The organism is Amycolatopsis sp. FBCC-B4732 (assembly GCF_023008405.1).
Lineage (GTDB): Bacteria > Actinomycetota > Actinomycetes > Mycobacteriales > Pseudonocardiaceae > Amycolatopsis > Amycolatopsis pretoriensis_A.
On record NZ_CP095376.1, the window covers coordinates 8,145,712 to 8,167,944 of the forward strand.

The 22,233-nt window shown below is 67.9% G+C and carries 19 protein-coding genes and 1 tRNA gene; 10 read left to right on the forward strand and 10 right to left on the reverse strand.

Annotation, left to right across the window (positions count from 1 at the left end):
• Nucleotides 1-118 precede the first annotated feature (118 nt).
• Entirely contained in the window at nt 119-1,015 is an 897-nt protein-coding gene (locus tag MUY14_RS36610) for a phosphotransferase family protein (RefSeq protein WP_247016236.1), read from the forward strand.
• Here the strand turns inward: MUY14_RS36610 and MUY14_RS36615 are convergent.
• Nucleotides 974-2,302: a hypothetical protein gene (locus tag MUY14_RS36615; RefSeq protein ID WP_247016238.1), complete on the reverse strand. Its 1,329-nt coding sequence runs from the start codon at nt 2,300-2,302 to the stop codon at nt 974-976. The genes MUY14_RS36610 and MUY14_RS36615 overlap by 42 nt on opposite strands.
• 272 nt (nt 2,303-2,574) lie before the next feature.
• On the opposite strand from MUY14_RS36615, the gene MUY14_RS36620 reads away from it, so the two are divergent.
• The gene (locus tag MUY14_RS36620) at nt 2,575-2,775 is read left to right on the forward strand and encodes a hypothetical protein (protein WP_247016240.1); all 201 of its coding nucleotides are present in this window, start codon (nt 2,575-2,577) and stop codon (nt 2,773-2,775) included.
• Here MUY14_RS36620 and MUY14_RS36625 read toward each other — a convergent pair.
• A complete protein-coding gene (locus tag MUY14_RS36625) occupies nt 2,772-3,125 on the reverse strand; it encodes a GntR family transcriptional regulator (protein ID WP_247016242.1) in 354 nt (117 codons plus the stop codon). The two genes, MUY14_RS36620 and MUY14_RS36625, sit on opposite strands and share 4 nt — an antisense overlap.
• 143 nt (nt 3,126-3,268) lie before the next feature.
• Here MUY14_RS36625 and MUY14_RS36630 point away from each other — a divergent pair, with 143 nt between their 5' ends.
• The 8 genes from MUY14_RS36630 (at nt 3,269) to xerC (ending at nt 10,458) form a co-directional block, all read left to right on the forward strand.
• The gene (locus tag MUY14_RS36630; protein ID WP_247016243.1) at nt 3,269-3,502 is read left to right on the forward strand and encodes a hypothetical protein; all 234 of its coding nucleotides are present in this window, start codon (nt 3,269-3,271) and stop codon (nt 3,500-3,502) included.
• A gap of 91 nt (nt 3,503-3,593) precedes the next feature.
• Nucleotides 3,594-4,382: an ABC transporter permease gene (locus tag MUY14_RS36635; RefSeq protein ID WP_247016245.1), complete on the forward strand. Its 789-nt coding sequence runs from the start codon at nt 3,594-3,596 to the stop codon at nt 4,380-4,382.
• A complete protein-coding gene (locus MUY14_RS36640) occupies nt 4,382-6,553 on the forward strand; it encodes a cell division protein FtsK (protein WP_247016247.1) in 2,172 nt (723 codons plus the stop codon). Before MUY14_RS36635 ends, MUY14_RS36640 begins: the two co-directional genes overlap by 1 nt.
• Nucleotides 6,554-6,691: 138 nt before the next feature.
• On the forward strand, nt 6,692-6,976 hold the full coding sequence (locus tag MUY14_RS36645) for a hypothetical protein (RefSeq protein ID WP_247016249.1): 285 nt from the start codon (nt 6,692-6,694) through the stop codon (nt 6,974-6,976).
• Between the two features lie 27 nt (nt 6,977-7,003).
• Complete coding sequence (locus tag MUY14_RS36650; RefSeq protein ID WP_247016250.1) at nt 7,004-7,534, forward strand: hypothetical protein; 531 nt, start codon at nt 7,004-7,006, stop codon at nt 7,532-7,534.
• Nucleotides 7,534-9,090, forward strand: coding sequence for a DUF3631 domain-containing protein (locus tag MUY14_RS36655; protein ID WP_247016252.1), 1,557 nt, complete (start codon nt 7,534-7,536; stop codon nt 9,088-9,090). The genes MUY14_RS36650 and MUY14_RS36655 overlap by 1 nt, the downstream gene beginning before the upstream one ends.
• On the forward strand, nt 9,087-9,317 hold the full coding sequence (locus MUY14_RS36660; protein WP_247016254.1) for a helix-turn-helix domain-containing protein: 231 nt from the start codon (nt 9,087-9,089) through the stop codon (nt 9,315-9,317). Before MUY14_RS36655 ends, MUY14_RS36660 begins: the two co-directional genes overlap by 4 nt.
• Nucleotides 9,301-10,458 (forward strand): tyrosine recombinase XerC, encoded by a 1,158-nt coding sequence (xerC, locus tag MUY14_RS36665; RefSeq protein WP_247016257.1) that lies wholly within the window; start codon nt 9,301-9,303, stop codon nt 10,456-10,458. Before MUY14_RS36660 ends, xerC begins: the two co-directional genes overlap by 17 nt.
• Nucleotides 10,459-12,058: 1,600 nt before the next feature.
• Here xerC and MUY14_RS36670 read toward each other — a convergent pair.
• From MUY14_RS36670 to dnaN, 8 genes are all read right to left on the reverse strand, one after another.
• Nucleotides 12,059-12,132: transfer RNA gene (locus MUY14_RS36670), tRNA-Ile, on the reverse strand.
• Between the two features lie 49 nt (nt 12,133-12,181).
• Nucleotides 12,182-12,865, reverse strand: coding sequence for a DUF3566 domain-containing protein (locus tag MUY14_RS36675; RefSeq protein WP_247016259.1), 684 nt, complete (start codon nt 12,863-12,865; stop codon nt 12,182-12,184).
• A gap of 48 nt (nt 12,866-12,913) precedes the next feature.
• Nucleotides 12,914-15,490 (reverse strand): DNA gyrase subunit A, encoded by a 2,577-nt coding sequence (gene gyrA, locus MUY14_RS36680; protein ID WP_247016261.1) that lies wholly within the window; start codon nt 15,488-15,490, stop codon nt 12,914-12,916.
• 54 nt (nt 15,491-15,544) lie between these two features.
• Nucleotides 15,545-17,512, reverse strand: coding sequence for a DNA topoisomerase (ATP-hydrolyzing) subunit B (gene gyrB, locus MUY14_RS36685; RefSeq protein ID WP_247016263.1), 1,968 nt, complete (start codon nt 17,510-17,512; stop codon nt 15,545-15,547).
• A gap of 197 nt (nt 17,513-17,709) precedes the next feature.
• Entirely contained in the window at nt 17,710-18,321 is a 612-nt protein-coding gene (locus MUY14_RS36690; RefSeq protein WP_247016265.1) for a DciA family protein, read from the reverse strand.
• Nucleotides 18,322-18,427: 106 nt separating this feature from the next.
• Nucleotides 18,428-19,582 (reverse strand): DNA replication/repair protein RecF, encoded by a 1,155-nt coding sequence (recF, locus tag MUY14_RS36695; protein ID WP_247016269.1) that lies wholly within the window; start codon nt 19,580-19,582, stop codon nt 18,428-18,430.
• A gap of 10 nt (nt 19,583-19,592) precedes the next feature.
• A complete protein-coding gene (gnd, locus tag MUY14_RS36700; protein WP_247016271.1) occupies nt 19,593-20,483 on the reverse strand; it encodes a phosphogluconate dehydrogenase (NAD(+)-dependent, decarboxylating) in 891 nt (296 codons plus the stop codon).
• A 32-nt stretch (nt 20,484-20,515) separates the two neighbouring features.
• The gene (gene dnaN, locus MUY14_RS36705) at nt 20,516-21,649 is read right to left on the reverse strand and encodes a DNA polymerase III subunit beta (RefSeq protein WP_247016273.1); all 1,134 of its coding nucleotides are present in this window, start codon (nt 21,647-21,649) and stop codon (nt 20,516-20,518) included.
• Between the last annotated feature and the right edge of the window lie 584 nt (nt 21,650-22,233).

The window sequence follows — 22,233 nt, forward strand, 5'->3', positions numbered from 1 at the left end:
GTCGACACACCCTGTCCTCCCTCCAGGCGGCGTGCCGACCGGGCCTCACCACCACATTCACCGTGCCGGCACTCAACCCCACGCTCTAGCCTGAGCAAGGCACCGATAGAGGAGTCTGATGACCACGACGAAGGCCTTCACGTCAGAGCGGACACAAGCCGTCTTCGAGTCAGCGTGTGCTTTCGCCGGGCTCGACGCGGCCGGTGCGAAGCGGGTTCGATTCGGGGAGAACGCCATCTTCCGCCTAGCGGATGGCTCGGCTGTGGTCCGCGTCGGACGCTCGATCCCCGCGGCAACGAAAGAGGTGCTCGTCGCCGGTTGGCTCGCGGAAAACTCGTTCCCAGCCGCCACATCGCTACGCGGCGCTGAACAGCCGTTCATCGAAGACGGGCTACCCGTCACGTTCTGGAACTGCCTCGAAGAGGACGACACCCCGATCAGGCCGGCGGAGTTCGGGAAGTTGCTCCACGACCTGCACGCACTCCCCCATCCGACGGACTTTCGTCTGCCGCCGTTCTCCCCGATGCCAAAAGTTGAACCGCGCCTGCAAGCCCTGAAGGGCAAGCTCCCCGAGGCCGACCTTGACTTCCTGCGCGAGCGGTACGAGGAACTCTCCGAGAAGTTCCAAGATCTTGAGTTCCCGCTTCCCGACGGCCCCGTACACGGCGACGCGCACCCGGGGAACGTCATGCGCGCCCCGGACGGGACGCTAAACCTGATCGACTTCGAGGACTTCGCCTACGGGCCACGAGAGTGGGACGCGGCCGTGCTTTCGGTCCGTCACCAGGCGTTCGGCTGGGCTTCCGAGGCCGAGTACGACTCGTACACCGAGGCGTACGGGTTCGACCCGATCAGCTGGGACGGGTTCCCCGTCGTCAGGGCTACCCGCGAGCTGAACATGACCATGTGGCTCTCGCAGACCGTCGACGAGTCCGCCGAAGTCAAGGCCGAGGTGGAGAAGCGAATCTCCGACTTACGCAACGATCAGGCGCCCCGCCACTGGAAGGTTTTCTGACGGCAGGTGGATGCTTGCGAAGTCGAGGAACTCCTTCACTAGCGGGTCGCCAGCGTGCCCACCGAGCCGTCCGCGGAAGTCGTCGAGGTACGAGAGAACACGGAAGGACTTCAGCTTGGCCGCGGTCTCGACGACAGACCTGGCCACGTCCAACGCCTCTTCGAGGTTCCCGCCTTGGAGGTGCGCCGTGGCCAGCACCGTCCGGCAGAACGAGAGGCTCCTGACGTAGGTGGACGCCGAGACTGCGATGGACGCGGCGGCGTGATGGTTTGCCAGCTCGGCGTTCCCGATGTCGCGGAAGCAGTGCGCGAATTCGGCGTGCAGTTCAGCTTCGTCGAAATAGTGGATCCACTCGGGGTCGTTCGCCCGAATGCCCTGGCCGTGCCAGCGCTCGGCCGTCAGCAAAGCAGCCGTGACGTCCTCGTGCCGGCCGAGCGACGCCAGAGCCCTTGCTTCCATCGCGTGGAAGAGCGCCATCGTCGTCGGCGTGGCGTAGCCGTTGGCGCCTTTGTATGCGGCTCGTGCCAGGTCGACGGCGCGTTGGAAGTGCCCGAGGAAGTTCGCCTGGTGCGACATGCCTGCGAGGATTCGGCCGCACAGCGGCTTGTCGCCGGCCGCCTTCGCCAGGCGGAACGCCTGTGTCAGGTACCGCTGAGCGAGTCCGTGCGCGCCCGTGTCGTAGGCCGTCCAGCCGGCGAGCCGCGTCAGGGCAGCGACCTCCCGGAAGTACTCCCTGCCGACTGGGTCTTGCGGGGACACGTGCTTGATGTTCGGCAAGATCTCCTGGTCAAGGAACGAGGCGACGAGCGACTTCGGCCGGCCACCGCCGTACTTGTAGTCGAAGCTGCTGAACATCGCGGTTGCCTCGCGAACCGCCTCGACGTCCACGAGAGTGATCGAGCGCGGCTCGGACGGCGGCCGCGATCCTTCGTCGTCGGAGTCGGTCAGCCACCGGACGAGCAGGCCGCTCCATGCCTCCGGTACGACGGCCAGTGGACCGACCCGCTTCGGCGTCCGCAGCTCGAGTTCGGTGATTGCGCCCAGCGCGACCAGGCTGTGCGCGATCTCCTCCGGGTACTCCAGACCGACATCGTCCGAGGTGGTCTCGGCTGCTCCGCCAAAGCCGATCTCTTCCAGTCCCACGGGCCGGCCGAGCAGCTCGCCGAGAACGCCGGCGATCAGCTGGCAGGTGCGCGGGTGCGGCTTCGTACCGTCGAGCCAGCGCTTGACCGACACGTGGTCCGCGCTGACAAGCTCGCCGCCGTCTCTCAGGCTGCGCTCGCGCACACGGCGAGCGAAGCCCTTGTTAGTCGCCCCCGCCTGTCGCATAACCGCAGCTAGAAGTGCGTTCGGCTGCTTCCCCTTGTCGACCACCGGTACCTCCGAAGGTCATTAAAGCACCCCCCGTGCACCCCCCACGTGCAGAAATGCACCCCCGCGTGCACACTGCTGCACCCCCACCCCTGCGCGGTTTCCTGAGTTCATCAGCGACAACGCCGGATCGAAAACCCCGATCCGGACCGGCCTCCAGGCCCGTCGCGGAACGAAAGGAGACCGTGATGGCGAAGAACAACTTCCCGGTTATGAAGAGCGGGGGCGGCTTGGTCGGCAAGGCGATCAGTCTGGTCATCGGACTCGCGATCGTCGTGCTGATCGTCAAGTACCCGGCCGACTCGGCGACGTGGGCCAGCGGAGCCGCGCACGGCATCGGCGCGGTGATCGACGGCGTCGTGCAGTTCCTCCGCGCCCTGTTCGGCTAGTTCTTCCCCAGCTTCCGCTCGATCTCGCCGAGACGCTTCCTGATCTCGGCAATGGCCTGCCAGACCCGCTCATCTCCCGAGGCCTCGGGGCGAGCCGCGGAGTCACCTTCGACCGGCTGAGTGCGCACGAACGAGCCCTTGCCGTGCCGGATCACCACCAGGCCCTCTTCCCTGAGGTGGGCAACGGCGCTCTTGGCCGTGTTCACCGCCACCCCCCAGGAATCGGCCAGTTCCTGGTAGGTCGGCAGCTGCGCCCCGGGGGCGTACTCCCCCGACAGGATCGCGGCCCGGAGGCCGCCGGCTACTTGCAAGAACGGCGCACGCGGGTCGTCCGGGTTCAGGGATGCCATACCACCAGCGTAGGCCAAGTCAGTTGGCTAAGTCAGTTCTCCCATGTCAGTTGACAGAGTTAATAGACAGGACTTACGTTGGGTTCCGGCCGACACCGGCCGCTCCCGAGCGGGAGACCTACAAGTCGTTGGAGTTCACACCAATGGATGACCTCATCCCTTTGCCCAGCTACGCGCCGGACGGACTGACCGAGTCGGACATCGACGCGATGATCGCCGAGTACTTCGTGACGGCTCACGACCAGGAAACGGCGAGCACCAGCCTGGCGCCGAGCACGGACCGAGCCGCGACGCATCGACACGTCCGGCGCATCTGTCGTCAGACCGTCAACTCGGCCCTCCGGGGCCGGTCGGACAGCCCCGGCGCGGCCGCTTGAAGCCGCCCCGGCCCGGCGCACGGAACCGCCAAGAACCACCCGCCGGACCGGGCTTCTCCCAACCACTTCCAAGCCAGTCAGGAGAACACCCATGGTAGGGCTCGACACGCCCACGAACACCCGAAGCGCGTACCCGCCTTCGGTCACCGACCTGCTGCCCCGTGTCCGCGAGTTCGCCGCGGACCTGGGCGAGTGCCCCTCCCGGAACCGGATCATGACCGAGTTCAAGGTGGGTGCGCCGAAAGCCCGCGCCATCCTCGCCGCGCTGAACGAGGAGACCGACACCAAGCCCGTGCGGAAGCTGCACGCGGTGACGGAACCCACCGAGGTCGAGGACCCCGATCCAGAGTCCCAGATCACCGACGAACCGGTTTCCGATGAGGCAGAGTCGCAGGTCAACGTCACCGCAGACCCGGGCGCGACGCCGGAGAAGGTGCGGCGGATCAAGCTGTGGCCGGTGCTCCTCCTGGCCCTGCCGGCGTTCGTCGCCGTCTGGAGCGGCTGGGTCGGTCTCGGCAGGCTGACCGGGTTCGGCCCGATCCAGCTCCTGCCGGGGATCTGGGACCACCTGACGATCAACTCGGCGATCACGCTCCCGATCGGGGTCGAGACCTACGCGGCGTTCGCCCTGCGGGTCTGGCTGTCCCCGGCGACCCGGACCCACCGAGTTCGCAGCTTCGCGAAGTGGTCCGCCCTGGGCTCGCTCGTCCTCGGGATGGTCGGCCAGGTCGCCTATCACCTGATGTCCGCGGCGGACGTCGAACGCGCTCCCTGGCCGGTGACCACGCTCGTCTCCTGCCTGCCGGTGGTCGTCCTCGGCTGTGGCGCTGCCCTCGCACACCTCGTACGCGACACCACCGACCAGGGGGTGAACGACTGATGAGCACCACCAACGAACCGCACGGCGGCCGCGTGATCGCGTTCCCCAGCACGGCTCCCGCCGAGGCCGACCCGTTCGTCATCGACGCCGAGCCCGGCGACGAGGCCGCGGAGCAGTCGCCGGCCGCCCCGGTGGACCGCCCGGTCACGGACGGCTCGTCGTGGCTGGACCGCCTCCGCTCGCAGAACCGCCAGGCGATCATCCCCAGCTACCTCAAGTCGACAGCCGACGCGAAGGACGCCGCGAAGTGGGTGGGGAAGCACTACGCGCACAAGGCCGGCTACCACGCGGCCCGGTCACCGCTCTACGCGCTCCGGCTCGCGGTGCGCTCCCCTCGCGGCCTTTTCCTACTGCTCGCGGCGACTAGCCGATACGTGACCGACGCTGAGGGGCGCCCGGCCCGCTCGGAGACGGCCACGGCCGACAAGGCCGATGTCTACCTGAAGCTGTCACAGCAGCGGGATCGGCGAGTCGTACTCCGGCTGATTCAGCTCGGTCTCGTGTCGACGGTCGGCCTGGTTCTGGTGTTCACGCTGCCAAACGTCCTGCCGGAGTGGGTGATCTGGGCCTGCGGCGCCATCGCAGTTGGCCTGCTCGGAAAGCTCGGGTCCACCCGAGACAACCCGGTGGTGTCGTCTCGCGCCGTCCTGTCCACGCAGGTCCAAAAGCTCACCAGTGACAACGTCGTTCAGGCGCTGTCGGTGCTCGGCATCGCGGGCATCAACCAGGCCCTCACCAAGAACCCGAACGCGATCGGGTTCACGGCGCCAATCACCCGCGACGGCCCTGGTTGGCGCGCGGACGTCGACCTTCCGCCAGGTGTCACGGTCTCCGAAGTGGTCGAGCGGCGTGCGAAACTCGCGTCCGGCCTCGGCCGTCCCCTCGGCTGCGTTTGGCCGGAGGGCAACGCCGAGGTTCACCCCGGGCGGATGGTCCTGTGGGTCGGTGACCAGGACCTGTCCAAGTCGCGGCAGGCAGCTTGGCCGCTGCGGAAGCCCGGCACCGTGGACTTGTTCAAGCCGCAGCCGTTCGGCACCGACCAGCGCGGCCGGTGGGTGGACATCACGCTGATGTTCATCTCGATGGTCATCGGCGCGATCCCGCGGATGGGCAAGACGTTCACGCTGCGAGAGCTGCTGCTGATCGCCGCGCTGGACCCGCGGGCCGAGCTGCACTCGTTCGACCTCAAGGGAACCGGCGACCTCTCGCCGCTGGCGCCGGTGTCGCACCGGTACCGCGCTGGCGACGAGCCGGAGGACATCGCATATGCCGTCACCGACCTGCGCGCGCTCGCCGGTGAGCTGCGGCGGCGCGCAAAGGTGATCCGGGAGCTGCCGAAGGACCTGTGCCCGGAGAACAAGGTCACGCCGGAGCTGGCCGACAAGAAGTCCCTCGGCCTGCACCCGATCGTGATCGGCGTCGACGAGTGCCAGAAGTGGTTCGAGCACCCGGAGTACGGCGCGGAGATCGAGGAGGTCTGCACCGACCTCGTGAAGCGCGGCCCGGCGCTGGGCATCGTGATCATCCTGGCGACGCAGCGGCCGGACGCGAAGAGCATCCCGACGGCGATCAGCGACAACGCGGTGATGCGGTTCTGCCTCAAGGTCACCGGCCAGCAGGCCAACGACATGGTCCTCGGGACCTCGTCGTACCGCAACGGCATCCGGGCCACGACGTTGTCCTTTCGGGACAAGGGCATCGGTTACCTGGCCGGCGAGGGCGACGAGCCGCGCATCACCCGCGGCGTGTACATCGACGGCCCGGACGCGGAGAAACTCGCGGCCCGCGCACGAACCGCGCGGCTGGCGGCCGGACGGCTGACTGGCTACGCCGCTGGCCTCGACCTCACGCCCGAAGAGGACGAGGACACGAGCACCCTGCTCGCCGACGTGCTGACCGCGATCGGCGACGCCGAGAAGGCGTGGTCGGAACGCATCGTCGACCGGCTCGCCGAGCTGCGGCCGGCGGTCTACGGCCCGTGGGCCGAGCTACCGACCGGCGCGGCGAAGGCAACCCAGCTCTCCACCGCGTTGAAGCCGCTCGGGATCACCACCAAGCAGGTGTGGGGCAACGACGCCGACACCGGCAAGGGCGCCAACCGGATGGGCGTCAAGCGCGAATGGATCGCCGACGCATTGACCGAGCGTGACCGGAACCGCAAGAGCGGCTAGCTCGCGCAGGGCTCTAGGTCTAGAGCCTCGTCCCTCTAGACCTAGAGCCCTCCCTAGACCACCACAACACCGCTGATCAGCGCCCTAGCACCTAGAGGCGCGGGCCGAGTGCGGCCAAAAACAGCCCCGGAGGCTCCGTTGAACCCCCTCAGCAACCCGACCGTCCTGCTCCTGCTCGTTCTCACAATCGTCACTCTCGGCTACTTATGGTCGTGCGCGGTCTACCCCTACAAGCCGTGCCGCTCCTGCCGGGGCTTCGGCAATTTCCGCTCGCCACTGCTCCGCGCGATCCGGCTCTGCCGCCGGTGCGACGGCACCGGTCGCACGCTCCGCGCCGGCCGCCGCGCCTACAACTCCTGCCTCCGCGCCCGCCGGTCGTACCGCGATCTCCGTGACCGCGACCGCCGCGACAACAACCGCTGACGCGCAGCTCAACCGAAAGGCCACCCCATGAAGACCACATTGCTCGACCCCGAGCGTCAGTTCCTGGGCTGCGTGATGCAGGTCCGGCTGACAGGGGCCCGCCGGCTGCTCGCCGGCATGCGCGCCGACGACTTCGGCTCGCCGATCGCCGCCCGCGTTCTTCAGCTGGTCATCGAGCTGACCGGCGCCGGTCACGCACCGACACCCATGGCCGTGATGGACCACGCCCGCGAGCGGACAGCGACCGAACCGCGGTCCGGCGGCGCACAGCGCCTGCACAGCCTCGGCCTGTGGATCGTCGAGACCTACACCGACGGCCCGATCCTGCCGCCGCCGTACTACGGCGCCTGGCTGAAAGCCGTCGTGCTCAAGAACGCCTACCGCCGCGCCGTCCGGGAGCACGCGGCCCGCCTGATGCAGACGGTCGAAGACGACTCACCGACCGACGTCCTCCGCTACCAACTCGACGACACCGAGCGCCTTGACGACTTATGGCAGCGCTACCGCGAAGCCGGAGGCGACGACGAACCGACCGCCCGCCTGGAGGTGGCCGCCTGATGTCCGGATTCGATGACGCCTTGTCCGTGATCGACTCCGTAATCTCCGACGAGCCGGCACCGAACTGCCAGCAGTGCGGCCGGCCGCACGGTGACTCGCCGTCCGGTGACTTCTGCTCGGAGAACTGCCAGCGCGTCTGGCGCGGCCGCCACATCGCGGCCAAGCCAGCGGAAGACGGCGGCGCCCACCCGAGCGAGCTGCCGGAGGCCGCGCCGGTCACGCCGCTCACCTGGCTCGGACCAGCGCCGGCCGAGGCCTTCGCGAAGCCTGGTCACGAGGTGCTCGACGCGGTCGTGACATTCGTGTCGCGGTTCTCCGCCTTCGCCAACGAGCACGCCGCGCCGACGCTCGCCCTCTGGTACGCCCATACCCACGTGGCCGAGCGGCTCTACGTCACCCCGCGCCTGATCCTCGACTCGGCGGAACCGGGGAGCGGCAAGACGCGCGTGCTGGAGGTCGCGCAGTACCTCGTCGCCAAGCCCGAGATGACCATCAGCATCACGCCGGCAGCGATCTTCCGCATGCTCGCCGACGGCCCGATGACGCTGCTGTTCGACGAGATCGACGCAGTCTTCAACCCGAAAACGGGAGGGAACAACGAGGACCTCCGCGCCTTGCTGAACGCGGGCTACAAGCGGTCGGCCACGGTGACGCGGTGCGTCGGCGACGCCAAGAGCATGAACGTCACGCGGTTCCCGGTCTATGCGCCGGTCGCGCTCGCCGGGATCGCCGGCGGAATGCCGGACACGATCACCACCCGGGCGATCACCGTGCACATGCGGAAACGACGCTTCGACGAGGCCGTAGAGGAGTTCATCGAGGAAGACGTCGAGCGGGAGGCAGCTCCCGTGCGCACCGAGCTGGAAGCGTGGATCAGCCGAGTCGGTGACGAGGTCAGCCGCGCCCGGCCGGACCGGCCGGAAGGTGTACGCGACCGCGCGGCGGAGATTTGGCGTCCGCTGCTCGCCATCGCGGACGCGGCCGGCGGGCACTGGCCGCAAACAGCACGCAGGGCTTGCCATCACTTCGTGATCGAAGCCACCGCGCAGCCCGCCTCGACGGGGGTTCGACTGCTGGCCGACATCCGGCAGATCTTCACCGAGCAGAAGGCCGACCGGATGGTCACGGCCGAGCTGATCCGCGAGCTACATGCCATCGAAGACGGGCCGTGGACCGACCTCCAGGGCAAACCGCTCGACAGCCGCCGCCTGGCGAAAGAACTGGACCGGTACCTGGTCCGACCGAAGGACCTGAAGGTCAGCGGCAAGACGCTCAAGGGCTACCGCATCGACGGCGACGGCGGCCTCGCCGACGCCTGGAGCCGCTACCTCCCACCGCCCGAAACGGACGCGACCTCCGCGACCAGCGCAACCCCGCAGGTCAACGCCACCTCGGCAACCGCGGAGCCGCCGAACTCGGCCGCGACCTCCGCAACCGGGGTCGCGGAAGGTCGCGGCACCCAACAGCCGCTCGCACCCGTGCTGACCAGCCCGGTCGCGGAGGTCGCGGACGTCGCGCCCGCCAAGCCCAACCACGCCACCGAGGGGGAGCGATGAACACCCCACCCATGCCGGTCGCAGTGCCTGAAAGGCACCTCTACCGGATCACCGAAGCGATGCGGCTGCTCTCGATGAGTCGCTCGGTCATCTACGAGCAGCTGCGCTCAGGCCGCCTGCGCTCGGTCAAGCAGGGACGCGCCAGGCTGGTGCCGGCCGTCGCCATCCAGGAATACGTCCAGTTGCTCATGAACGAAGCGGGGGTCAGCTATGACGAAACGGCGTAGCCGCGGAGACGGCGGCATCCGCTGGTCGGAGAGCCGTCAGCGCTGGATCGCGGAGATCACGATCGGCTACACGCCAACCGGAAAGCGGAAGGTCCGCTCCGCTTATGGCAAGACGAAGACCGAGGCGAAAGCCAAGCTCAAGGAGATGCTCCGCGAGCACGAGGACGGATTGCCCCCGGAGGACCGGTCTTTCACGGTGGCCGAGGCAGTGCGAGACTTCCTCACGCACGGTCTGCCCCGGCGATCGGCCTCGACTGTGGAGAAGCTGACAATTCTCGCCGACACGCACATCATTCCGCTCCTCGGGCGCCGCAACGCCCGCGAGCTGACTGCGGATGAGGTCGATACCTGGCTTGCTGGGCGGGCAAAGGTCGTGTCGACGCGGACGCTGCAAGAGCTGTTGTCGCTGCTCCGGCGGTCGCTGGCCAGGGCGCAGAAGCGGGAGAAGATCAAGCGCAACGTCGCACTCCTCTGCGGGGTCCCGGAGGGGCGTGCGGGCCGGCCGTCGAAGTCACTGACGTTCGAGCAGGCCGAGGCGGTCCTTGCAGCCGCCGAGTTCACCTCGATGCGGGCCTACATCGTGGTGTCCCTGCTGACGGGAGCCCGGACCGAGGAGATGCGGGCGCTCACCTGGTCGCACACCGACCTGGAGGGCAGGCCGGACCTCAACCCGCCGATCCCTCCGCACGTCATGGTGTGGCGATCGGTGCGCGAAGGCGGCGACACAAAGACGGCGAAGTCGCGCCGCTCGCTCGCGCTTCCGAAGCGGTGCGTGGACGCTCTGCGGGCGCACCAGCAGAAGCAAGCGTTTGCGCGCAAGCTGGCCGGCGACAAGTGGGAGGAGAACGGGTTGGTGTTCGCGTCCGCGGTCGGCCGTGAGCTGGACGCGGCCAACGTCCGCCGAGCGTTCCGGCGAGTCCTCAAGAACGCTGGCATGACACCGACAGCGTGGACTCCGCGTGAATTGCGGCACAGCTTTGTGTCCCTGCTCTCCGACAGCGGTATGGAGCTGGAGAAGATCTCACGCTTAGTGGGCCACAACGGCACTACCGTGACGGAGAAGGTCTATCGACACCAGTTGCGACCCGTGATCCAGCACGGCGCCGAAGCGATGGACAGGATCTTCGGCGTATATAGCTAGCCCGAACGAACTATGGCGCGGTTGAGTGGGGCTGACGGCATCGTCGATGCCGTCAGCCCCACTCCATACACTCCAGCTGTCACCCTTAGTCGTGCAGCTTCCGCTTAGGGATGGCTCCGGACGACGACTGCTCGCCTCGTTCAGCGAGAGTGAAGATCACCTGCAGGATGATCACTAAGAGGGTGGCGACTGCAGCCCCGACCAGAACACGGTCCGAAGGCACCACGGCACCCACAACGAACCCCGCGACCGCCGCTGCCACTGTGAGGGTCACTTGCCGAGCCCCTCTTTCGCGGAAAGCCCTGCTTAGGGCATCCTGGATCTGCCGGAAGATGTGCATCTTGTCCCACTTTCGGTGAGGCGTCTGCCTGACCCTGGTGGCTTGAGTGTCGAGCCCATCGCCACCGGGTCCGGCAGACGCTGCCCGGATAGTCCGTACGGATACGGTTCTACTCCTCTACATAAGTCCTGGTAAGAGCTATAGTTAAGGCAGGTACATTTAGGTGACATAGCATGGACATGGTGCTGACGCCGTCGACCACGAGGGGATCGATCATGGCGAAGAAGCCTCTCGGAACACCGCTCGCGCCGGCGGGTCCTCAGTACGCCTTCTTCGCGAAGATGCAAAGCCTCGTTCTCGAGTACGGCGACCCGTCTCTCGCGGAAATCGCCCGTAACGTGCACGTTTCCCGTCAGGTACTCCACCGGGCCCTTCGCGGTCCCAACCTGCCGAGCCGCGCACTCGTTGTCCGTGTAGTCGACCTGCTCACCAGCCAAGACGAAGGCCGCCAGCAGCAGGTTAGGCAAGACGTACTTCGCCACTGGACAGATGCCGTCCGGAATCATCGCCTAAAATTACAGACATCGGCCCAATTCGGCTTAGATCACGAAGCAGCTGCACCCGAGGGCAGTAGCGCCGATGTCGCCGAGGACTCTCGCCAGGCGTTCGCTGAATCGCTACGTCACCTTCGCACTCAAGCTGGCTCACCTACGCTGGCAGAGATCAGCGGCGCCATGGACGGATACGGTCGGGTTGCCACTCCCTCATCTCTGAGCGACTGGTTGAACGGAAAATCAGTCCCTCGGGACCGAGCTATCGTGCAAACCTTGGTCAAGACGCTCTTGAGGTTGCCATATGGCCGTTCGCACGAGGCTGAGCCACAACTCTTAGAAGCAACCTTGACTGCGTGGGACAAGTCTCACGCAGTCTCATCGAGGCGCGGTAACGCCAAACCCAAGTGAGCCTTGGATGAGGTTCCTCAAACCTGATCTGGCTCAGTGGCTCAAGCCCTCGCTGGGTCGTATACGGCTTGCCCACGTTGGCAAGGCCGAGGCCTATACCCGAATATCCGGGTTTCGCCGAGCTCTTCCGCACCGACCCAGGATCACCCTCGGTGACCCACTCGACCATGACACGATGACGCGGCCGAACAAGCGATGCGTGTAGATGTCGGAAGCTAAAGAACATTGTTCGCGTTCGGAAGCGACAGCCCTGGCTCAGGGCAGGCCGCCCGCCGTTCGGGCCAGTTAGTCAGGCAGTTAGTCAGGCAGGCGGCAAAAAGCCCGGCCCACCAGAGAGGTGAACCGGGCTTGACCTGCGTGGGCCTACCAGGACTTGAACCTGGGACCTCTTCGTTATCAGCGAAGCGCTCTAACCACCTGAGCTATAGGCCCTTGAACGAGGAGAACTTTACAGGACCCCCGGAGGGGTCCTGTAACCGGGTCACTCTCGTTCCGACAGGGTGACTTCGAGGCCGCCGGCCAGGTCGGCGGACACGTTGTAGATGAACGCGCTCACCGTGGCCAGCGCCGACACCAGGACGATGTTGATCGCGCCGAGGATGGCGGCGATGCCGAAGACGCGGCCCGCGCTGATCAGCGGCTCCGACGACGCGTTCGCGCCTTCGCCGCCGACCAGGGACGAGTACGTGCCGTTCAGCTTGTCCCACACGCCCATGCCGTCGAGGACCGTGTACAGGACGCCGACCGCGACCAGCCAGACGAAGAACATCGCCACGCCGAGGACCAGGCTCAGCTTGAGGACCGACCACGGGTCGAACCGCTTCACCTGCAGCGAGGCGCGACGCGGGCCGCGCCCCGGGCGACGCAGTGCGCTCGGGCGGGCTCGCTGGCTCGAGGCCGACGGGATCGCCTGCTCGCCGCCCGGTGGGGTGTCGCCGCTGCCGCCGAAGAGGCGGGGGGCGGCGCTTCCGGTCACCACCGGGCGCTGCTCCGGGGAGACCGGCTGGGTCTCCCCGGCCGGTGCCTCCGGCTTGTACAGCGCGGCGTCCTCCGTGGCCAGCTTGACCGTCGCTTCGGAGTCGCCTTCCTTGTCGACCCGCTGCCAGGGCGGGCTCGCCGGAGTCCCGTTCGAACCCGCTGCGTCGGGATTCTCGGATGGTGTCACGAAGAGTCAGTCCTTACCCGTGCCGTGGGGCCGCCGTCGAGAGCAAACTTACTGCTCCGGCGTGGCCGTCGTTTCCTCACCCGCGTCAGGTGCTTCCGAAGCCGGCGCGTCCGCTTCCGGCGCCGGTGCGTCCTCGGGGGTGTCACCATTGGCGACGTCCGAGGGCTCGTCCGCGTTGCGTGCGACGGCGAGAAGAGTCGTCCCTTCGCCGAGATTCATCAGCCGGACCCCCTTCGTCTGCCGTCCTGCCTTGCGCACGTCGCCCGCCGGCGTCCGGATCACGCCGCCGCTCGAGGTGATCGCGTAGAGCTCGTCCTCGGCGTCGACGATGAGCGCACCCACCAGCCTGCCACGTTTGCGGTCGTGCTGGATGGTGAGCACGCCCTTGCCGCCGCGGCCCTGGACCGGGTAGTCCTCGATCGGCGTGCGCTTGGAGTAGCCGCCGTCCGTCGCGACCAGCAGGAACTTGCCTTCCTTGACGACGCTGATGCCGAGCAGTTCGTCGCCGTCGTTGAAGCGCATCCCCATCACGCCGGACGTCGGGCGTCCCATCGGCCGCAGCGCCTCGTCGGTCGCGTGGAAGCGGATCGACTGGCCCTCGGCCGACACCAGCAGCAGGTCGTCCTCGGCCGCGGCCAGCACCGCGCCGACCAGCTCGTCGCCCTCGCGCAGGTTGATGGCGATCAGGCCGCCCGAGCGGTTCGAGTCGAAGTCGGTGAGCTTGGTCTTCTTCACCAGGCCGCGCTGGGTGGCGAGCACCAGGTACGGCGCCACCTCGTAGTTCTTGATCTGGATGACCTGGGCGATCTGCTCGTCCGGCTGGAACGCCATCAGGTTCGCCACGTGCTGGCCGCGCGCGTTGCGGTTGGCCTCGGGCAGGTCGTAGGTCTTGGTCCGGTAGACGCGGCCCTTGTTCGTGAAGAACAGGATCCAGTCGTGCGTCGAGCAGACGAAGAAGTGCTGGACGATGTCGTCCTGCTTCAGCGTCGCGCCCTGCACGCCCTTGCCGCCGCGCTTCTGCGAGCGGTACAGATCCGTTTTCGTTCGCTTGGCGTACCCCGTGCGGGTGATGGTGACGACGACGTCCTCGACCGCGATGAGCTCTTCGTCGGTGACGTCGCCGCCGAAGCCGACGATCTGCGTGCGCCGGTCGTCGCCGTACTTCTCGACGATCGCCATCAGCTCGTCGCGGATGATCCCGCGCTGGCGCTCCGGCTTCTCGAGGATGTCCTTGAGGTCCGCGATCTCCAGCTCGATCTCGGCCAGCTGGTCGATGATCCGCTGGCGCTCCAGTGCGGCGAGGCGCCGCAGCTGCATGTCGAGGATCGCGGTGGCCTGGATTTCGTCGACGTCCAGCAGCTCCATCAGGGCCGGCCGGGCTTCGTCCGCCGAGGGCGACCGCCGGATGAGGGCGATGACCTCGTCGAGCATGTCCAGCGCCTTGACGTACCCGCGCAGGATGTGGGCCCGCTCTTCGGCCTTCTTCAGGCGGAAGCGGGTCCGCCGGACGATGACCTCGACCTGGTGCTTCACGTAGTGGCGGATGATCTGGTCGATCCGCAGCGTGCGCGGCACGCCGTCGACCAGGGCCAGCATGTTGACGCCGAAGTTCTGCTGCAGCTGGGTGTGCTTGAACAGGTTGTTCAGCACGACCTTCGCGACCGCGTCCCGCTTGATCGTGACGACGATCCGCATGCCGGAGCGGCTGTTGGACTCGTCGGCGATGTCGGAGATGCCGGTGAGCTTGCCGTCGCGGACCAGGTTCGCGATGTTCTCGACCAGGTTGTCCGGGTTGACCTGGTACGGCAGCTCCGACACGACCAGGATCGTGCGGCCCTTCGCGTCTTCCTCGACCTCGACGACCGCGCGCATCCGGATCGAGCCGCGGCCCGTGCGGTACGCGTCTTCGATGCCGGCCGTGCCGAGGATCATCGCCTTGGTCGGGAAGTCCGGCCCCTTGATGCGGACCAGCAGCGCGGCGAGCAGCTCGTCGTCGGTCGCCTCGGGGTTCTCCAGCGCCCAGACGACGCCTTCGGACACCTCGCGCAGGTTGTGCGGCGGGATGTTGGTCGCCATCCCGACCGCGATCCCGGAACCGCCGTTGACCAGCAGGTTCGGGAACCGCGACGGCAGGACGTCGGGCTCCTGCGTGCGGCCGTCGTAGTTGTCGGAGAAGTCGACGGTGTCTTCTTCGATGTCGGCCAGCATCTGCATGGCCAGCGGCGCGAGCCGCGACTCCGTGTACCGCATGGCGGCGGCGGGGTCGTTGCCCGACGAGCCGAAGTTGCCCTGGCCGTCGATCAGCGGGTAGCGCAGCGACCACGGCTGGGCGAGCCGCACCAGCGCGTCGTAGATCGCCGAGTCACCGTGCGGGTGGTAGTTGCCCATGACGTCGCCGACGACGCGGGAGCACTTGTTGTACCCGCGGTCCGGCCGGAAGCCGGAGTCGAACATCGAGTACAGGATCCGGCGGGCGACCGGCTTGAGGCCGTCGCGGACGTCGGGCAGCGCGCGCGACACGATCACGCTCATCGCGTAGTCGATGTAGGAGCGCTGCATCTCCTGCTGGATGTCGACCGGTTCGATCCGGTCGTTTTCCGGAGCCGGCGGGAGGGTTTCCGTCATGGGGTCCTTCTCGGGTGCGGGTGGTCCTGGCGGCGGACGAGAGCGGGAGGACGCCTACACGTCCAGGAAGCGCACGTCCTTCGCGTTGCGCGTGATGAACGAGCGGCGAGCCTCGACGTCCTCGCCCATCAGGACCGAGAAGAGGTCGTCGGCCTGTGCGGCGTCGTCCATGGTGACCCGGCCCAGCAGGCGGTTCGCCGGGTCCATCGTGGTCTCCCACAGCTCTTCGGCGTTCATCTCGCCGAGACCCTTGTAGCGCTGGATCGCGTCGTCCTTCGGCAGCCTCTTGCCGGCCTCGACACCCGCCTTGATGACGGCGTCGCGCTCGCGGTCGGAGTACGCGTACTCCGGCTCCGTCCGCGGCCACTTGATCTTGTACAGCGGCGGCCGCGACAGGAAGACGTGGCCGTGCTCGATCAGCGGCGTCATGAACCGGAACAGCAGGGTGAGCAGCAGCGTGGTGATGTGCTGGCCGTCGACGTCGGCGTCGGCCATCAGCACGATCTTGTGGTAGCGCAGCTTCGAGAGGTCGAACTCGTCGTGGATGCCGGTGCCCAGCGCGGTGATCAGCGACTGGACCTCGGTGTTCTTGAGGACGCGGTCGATGCGGGCCTTCTCGACGTTGATGATCTTGCCGCGGATCGGCAGGATCGCCTGGTACATCGAGTCCCGGCCCTCCTTGGCCGAGCCGCCGGCCGAGTCACCCTCGACGATGTAGAGCTCGCACTCCTCCGGCTTGGTGGAGCGGCAGTCCTTCAGCTTGCCGGGCAGGCCGCCGATGTCGAGCGCGCCCTTGCGGCGGACCAGGTCGCGCGCCTTGCGGGCGGCCATCCGGGCCTGCGCCGAGGAGATCGACTTGTTGATGATCGTCTTCGCCTCGGTGGGGTTGCGCTCGAACCAGTCGGCCAGCCACTCGTTCGACTGCTGCTGCACGAACGTCTTGGCCTCGCTGTTGCCCAGCTTGGTCTTGGTCTGGCCCTCGAACTGCGGCTCGCCAAGCTTGATGGACACGATCGCGGCGAGACCCTCGCGCACGTCGTCGCCGGTCAGGTTGGCGTCCTTCTCCTTGAGCAGCTTCTTGTCGCGCGCGTAGGAGTTGACGACGCGGGTCAGCGCGGCGCGGAAGCCCTCTTCGTGGGTGCCGCCCTCGTGCGTGTTGATCGTGTTGGCGAACGTGTAGACCGACGGCGTGAACCCGGTGTTCCACTGCATCGCGACCTCGACCTCGAGGCCGGTGCCCTTCGCGTCGAAGGAGATCACGCTGGGGTGGATCGGGTCCTTGCTGCCGTTGATGTGCTTGACGAAGTCCTCGAGCCCGCCCGGGTAGCAGTAGACCTTCTCCTTGACGCGGGCGACCTTGCCCTCCGCGTCGGCCTCGGTCTCCTCGTCGGCGACGCGCTCGTCGCGCAGGGACAGCGTCAGCCCCTTGTTGAGGAACGCCATCTCCTGGAGCCGGCGCGAGATCGTCTCGAAGTTGTACGTCGTGGTCTCGAAGATGTCGCCGTCGGCCCAGAACGTCATCGTGGTGCCGGTCTCGGTCGCCGGGCCGAGGTCTTCGAGGGGACCCGGGACCTGGTCGGTGTAGAGCTGGCGCCAGCTGCGGCCGCCGTACTTGACCTCGGCGAGCAGCCTCGTCGACAGCGCGTTCACCACGGAGATGCCGACGCCGTGCAGGCCGCCGGACACCGCGTAGGAGTCGCTGTCGAACTTGCCGCCCGCGTGCAGCTGGGTGAGCACGACCTCGATGGTCGGCTTGTTCTCCTTGGGGTGCATGTCGACCGGGATGCCGCGGCCGTCGTCGACGACGCGCACCCCGCCGTCGGCGAGGAGGGTAACCTCGACCTTGGTGGCGTGCCCGGCCATCGCCTCGTCGACGGAGTTGTCGACGACCTCCTGGACGAGGTGGTGCAGCCCGCGTTCACCGGTGGAGCCGATGTACATGCCGGGGCGCTTGCGGACCGCTTCGAGGCCTTCGAGCACCGTGATCGACGACGCGTTGTACTCGTGCTGGTTCTCGGTCACAGGCCTTGTTTCTCCTCGTCTCGCCCGAGCGGACGTTCGCTCACCTCCAGTGTACTTGGCCGCGTCCGCTGACATGCGGCAAGGACACCCCTGAACGCGTCACAGACGGACGAAATCGGTTCGAGCCGAGTCTTGACGTAACTCGGGAGGTCTGGATGCGTTCTCGGGGCATTCAACCGAGCAACGCGCAACCCGGGTCAGCCGTACGTGTCACGAGGGCCGCGCCCCGGCACGTGCCGGGGCCCTTTCCGCCAGCTCGGGGCGGTCGGACCCTGGATCCGCATCCGTTTGACGACGCCGTTCCCGACGCCCGCGGCGATCTTGTGCAGCAGCTTTCCCTGCAGCAGCCGGAGCTGGGTGGCCCACGCCGTGGAACTCGCGCGCACGGTGAGTTCGCCGTCTTTCAACGCGACCGGTTGGGCGTGTTCCGCGACGTCTTCGCCGACCAGCCGCGCCCACTGGGCGAAGACGCGGGCGCTCGTGACGCTCTCGTTCCAGCCCCGGTCGGCGACCAGCCGGGAGACGAGCCGGCCGAGCGGCTGCGGGTCGCGCGCGTCCGCGCCCGGCCCTGACCAGCGGCGACGCCGGGGGTTCTGCCCGCTGCCACCGCCGACGGTGCGGCGCCGGTACCCGGGGGAAGTCCCCCGCTCCTTGGCCTTCGCCTTGGCCGCTTCGAGCGCGGCGTGGGCGAGGTCGCGCCCGGTCGGGGGTGCCTCGTTCGGCCCAGCGGCACCCTCGCGCTCAGTACTGACAGTGGGCTTGGAGTCGCCGCGGGGCGTTTTGTGCCACCCATCTGGCCGCACGGTCACGCGGGGCGATAACTCATTCACCGTGTTATCCACACTGTCCACAGGTTTGTCCCCAGATCGGGTGCGGTTTGTGCCGCCCGTCACACGGGGTACTCGTTCGTCCCGCTCAGTCACGCGTGATCTCACCATCCGCCACCACGAACCGGCCGCCGGCCAGCTCGCTGGGCACGTCTTCGTCGACCGCCGCGGTCACCAGCACCTGTTCGGCGCTCGCGGCCACCTCGGCCAGCCGGGCGCGGCGCTTGCGGTCCAGCTCGGCGAACACGTCGTCGAGCAGCAGCACCGGTTCGCCGGCCTCCCCGCGCAGCAGCTCGTAGCTGCCGAGCCGGAGCGCCAGCGCGAACGACCACGACTCGCCGTGGCTCGCGTAGCCCTTGGCCGGCGCCTCGCCCAGGATCAGCTCCAGTTCGTCCCGGTGCGGGCCGACCAGGCTGATCCCGCGCTCGAGTTCGGCCTTCCGGGCCTCACCGAGCGCCTTGAGTAAGACGTCCTTGAGGACAGCGGGTTGCGCGCGTTCGCCATCCGGTACGCCGTACGTCTCCGGCAGGCCCGCACCCAGCGACGACCGGTACACGATCTTCGCCGGCCGGGAGTCCGGCGCCACCCCCATGTACGCCGCGGCCGCGTACGGCCCCAGGTCCGCGACGAGGTTCAGGCGCGCGGCCAGCAGCTCCGCGCCCGCCACCGAGAGGTGGTCGTCCCAGACTTCCAGGGTCGACAGCGCGTACGGGTCTTCGCGGCCCGTACGCCGTTTCCCGGCCGTCTTGAGCAGGGCGTTGCGCTGCTTCAGCACCTTCTCGTAGTCCGCGCGGACCCCGGCATACCGCGGCGCGCGCAGCACGAGCAGCTCGTCGAGGAACCGGCGTCGCTCGCCCGGGTCACCCCGCACGAGCGCCAGGTCCTCCGGGGAGAACAGCACCGTGCGCAGGATCCCGAGCACGTCACGCGGCCGGCCGACCGCGCCACGGTTGACCCTGGCGCGGTTCGCGCGGCCCGCCGTGATCTCGAGCTCGACGGTCAGCTCGCGGTCGTCGTTGACCACCGCGACCCGCACCAGGGCGCGCTCGCAGCCGTGCCGGATGAGCGGCGCGTCCGTCGCGACGCGGTGCGAGCCCAGCGTCGCGACGTACCCGATCGCTTCCAGCAGGTTGGTCTTGCCGCGACCGTTCTGGCCGACCAGCACGGTCGGCCCCGGTTCGAGCGCGAGATCGGCCTGCGGCCAGGAGCGGAAGTCGGTGACCTGCAGGTGTCGCAGATGCACCAGAACTCCTTTACCCGCCGACCTTCTTGACCGCGTGCCCGCCGAACTGGTTGCGCAGCGCCGCGACCGCGCGCATCGCGGCCGAGTGCTCCTGGCGCGAAGCGAACCGCGCGAAGAGCGCCGCCGAGATGACCGGCGCCGGCACCGCGTTGTTGATCGCCTCTTCCAGCGTCCAGCGGCCTTCACCGGAATCCTCGACGTAGCCCTCGAGGTCGTCCAGCTCCGGGTCCTCGTCGAGCGCGCGCACGAGCAGGTCGAGCAGCCAGGACCGGACGACCGTGCCGCGCTGCCAGCCCTTGATGACGGCGGGCACGTCGTTGACGACCTTCGCGGCCTCGAGCAGTTCGAAGCCTTCGGCGAAGGCCTGCATCATGCCGTACTCGATGCCGTTGTGGATCATCTTCGCGTAGTGGCCCGCGCCGACGTCGCCGGCGTGCGAGAAGCCTTCTTCGCGCGGGCCTTCCGGGCGCAGCGCGTCGAAGATCGGCATCGCCCGCTCGACGTCGGCGGCCGTGCCGCCGACCATCAGGCCGTAGCCGTTGTCCTTGCCCCACACGCCACCGGACACACCGCAGTCGACGTAGCCGATTTCCTTCGCCGCCAGCAGATCGGCGTTCAGCTTGTCGTCGGTGTACTTCGAGTTGCCGCCGTCGATCACCATGTCGCCGGCGGACAGCAGGTTGCCGAGCTCGGTGACGGTCTGCCGGGTCGGCTCGCCGGCCGGCACCATGATCCACACGATCCGCGGGCCGTCCAGTTTGGACACCAGGTCCTCGAGCGACGTCGTGTCGGTGACGTCCGGGTTGCGGTCGTACCCGACCACCTCGTGACCGGCCGCGCGCAGCCGCTCACGCATGTTGAAGCCCATCTTGCCCAGGCCGACCAGACCGAGCTGAACCATGAGATCCCCTTACGTGCTAAGAAAGTCGCGGGTCAGCCGGGAAGGCGGACCGGCATCAGGAGGTAGAGGTAACCGGGGACGAGGTTGCCCTCGGCGTCGGCGGGCTTGATCAGCGCGGGGCGGTTCGGCGTGGTGAACGTCAGCTCCGCCCGGTCGCTGTGGAGGGCGCCGAGACCGTCGACGAGGTAACCCGGGTTGAACGCGATCGTCACCGGCTCACCTTCGTAGTCGACCTGAAGCTCCTCTTCGGCGCTTCCCTCGTCGTCGCCACCCGCGGACAACCGCAGCGTGTTGTCCCCGAACTCCAGTCGTACCTGAGTCCCCCGCTCCGCCACCAGTGAAACGCGCTTGATGGACTCGGTGAGAGCGGACACGTCGATGACCGCGCGTGAAGTGTGCGACGCGGGCAGCAGCTGGCGGTACGGCGGGAATTCCGCGTCGAGCAGGCGGGTCGTCGTGTAGCGCCCGGCCCCGGAGAGGCCGAGCAGGCCCTCACCGCTGGCGAGGGCGAGGCGGATCGTGGCGCCGCTCGCGCCGAGCGTCTTGGCCGCTTCGGCGAGGGTGCGCGCCGGGACGAGCACCGCGGCGTCGGCCAGGCCCTCGGCCGGCTGCCAGGTGAACTCGCGCATGGCGAGCCGGAAGCGGTCGGTCGCGACGAGGGTCAGCGAGCTGCCGGAGATTTCGAGCCGCATGCCGGTCAGCATCGGCAGGGTGTCGTCCTTGCCCGCGGCGACGACGACCTGGGTGACGGCCTGGCCGAACGCGTCGCCGGCGAGCTCGCCCGCGAAGGCGGGCTGGGACGGCAGCTGCGGGTAGTCCTCGACCGGCATGGTCGGCAAGGAGAAGCGCGCGCTGCCGCACGTGATGGTGGCGCGGGCGCCGTCGACGGAGATCTCGACCGGCTGGTTCGGCAGGGACTTGGTGATGTCGGCCAGGAGCCGGCCGGAGACCAGCAGGCGGCCGCCGTCGGCGATGGTCGCCGGGACGCCGACCGTGGCCGAGACTTCGTAGTCGAAGCCCGAGACCGTCAGCGCGTCGGTGTCGCCGTCCGGACCGGCGTCGAGGAGGACACCGCCGAGTACCGGCACGGGAGGCCGGGAGGGGAGGCTTCTGGCCACCCACGCGACGGCGTCGGCGAGCCCGTCACGCTCGACGCGGATCTTCATGCGCGCATCCTTTCGACGACCGAGCCGCGGTGGCTCGGGCCAGGCCTCTTCTCGCGGGACAGTGACCGGCTGCCCCCTCCGGCCGGTCCGCCCTCCGCGCTAGCGGCCAGAACGCGGACCAGGTGCAGGCGTCCACGTTAGGCCGTCGCGGGGGCCGCCGTCACCTCGGCCTCCCCTTGAGTTTGTCGACTTGACGACACGTTCTCGCGGCTGTCCCCAACTTCGTCCATCGCCTGTTTTTGTTTTGTTCTCTCTTAGAAAAGATCTAAGAGCAGTAGCAGTAGTAGGCGTTGTGGATTGTGTGGATTGAGCTCGTTCGCGCAGGTCGGAGTGCTCGCGGGCATGTGGAGAACCATGGTGGTGGACCTGTGGGTAGATCGGGGCATCGGTGGATGGTTTCGGGCGATCCCCGATTCGTCCACAGCCGGGCCCAGTTGTCCCCACGGTTGTCCCCAGGTGTGGGGTGATCGATCCCCAGGTTCTGGGGGTGCCTGCCGGGGTCCGGTTCGCTCTACCGGGTGATCGGGACGTCCTGTGCACAGAATGTGGGCAACCTGTGGAATCAGCGTGGACAAGGGTGTGGA